Here is a 771-nt window from a genome sequence, read left to right on the forward strand (position 1 = left end):
AGAGTTCGCCCGCCACTCCTGGAGGGCAGGGCTGCAGGGCGGCATCCAGCACATAGACGCGGGTGTTCCACACCGGCCGTCCGATCGGGACGGAGCCCGTGGTGGTTCCGGCCGTGTTCCCGTCGGTGGTGTGGGCTGTCGGCCAGGCGGTGACGTCGATGGAGGCCTCGGTGGGACCGTAGAGGTTGTGCAGGCGGTCTCCCAGGAGCTGCCGGAACTGGGTGCTCAGCTCGGTGGGCAGTGCCTCGCCGCTGCAGAACACCACTCGCAGGCTGGCGCATTGTTCCGCATTCGCCTCGCGGAGGAACACTTGCAGCATCGAGGGTACGAAATGGGTCACGGTGATGTGTTCACGCGCGATCATCTCGGCCAGGTAGCCGGGATCGGCATGACCGCCCGGGGCTGCGACCACCACGGTGGCCCCCTCGATGAGTGGCCAGAAGAACTCCCATACGGACACATCGAACCCGAACGGGGTCTTGTGCAGGACCCGGTCCTGCGTACCCAGTCCGTATTCGCCCTGCATCCATGCCAGACGGTTGACCAGTCCCCGGTGGGGCACGACGACGCCCTTGGGCCGGCCGGTGGATCCCGATGTGTAGATCACGTATGCCGGGTGGGAGGGGTGCAGGGGGCTGCTGCGGTCGCTGTCATGGAGGTCGCCGGCAGGTAGTTCGGCCAGGCGGGTGGCGGTCTGGGGGATATCGAGAGCGATGGTGTGCAGCGACACATCATGCCGGGGCACCGGCAACCCGTCACTCGTGAGCAGGA

The 771-nt window shown here is 66.9% G+C and carries 1 protein-coding gene; it reads right to left on the reverse strand.

Translation table 11 applies throughout. The annotated features are described in order from the left end of the window. Positions 1–771: AMP-binding protein (locus I3F54_RS31895; RefSeq protein WP_240122409.1), on the reverse strand; the 771-nt coding region annotated here is incomplete at both ends.

The organism is Streptomyces sp. MUM 2J (assembly GCF_022414535.1).
In the GTDB taxonomy this organism is placed as follows: Bacteria; Actinomycetota; Actinomycetes; order Streptomycetales; family Streptomycetaceae; genus Streptomyces.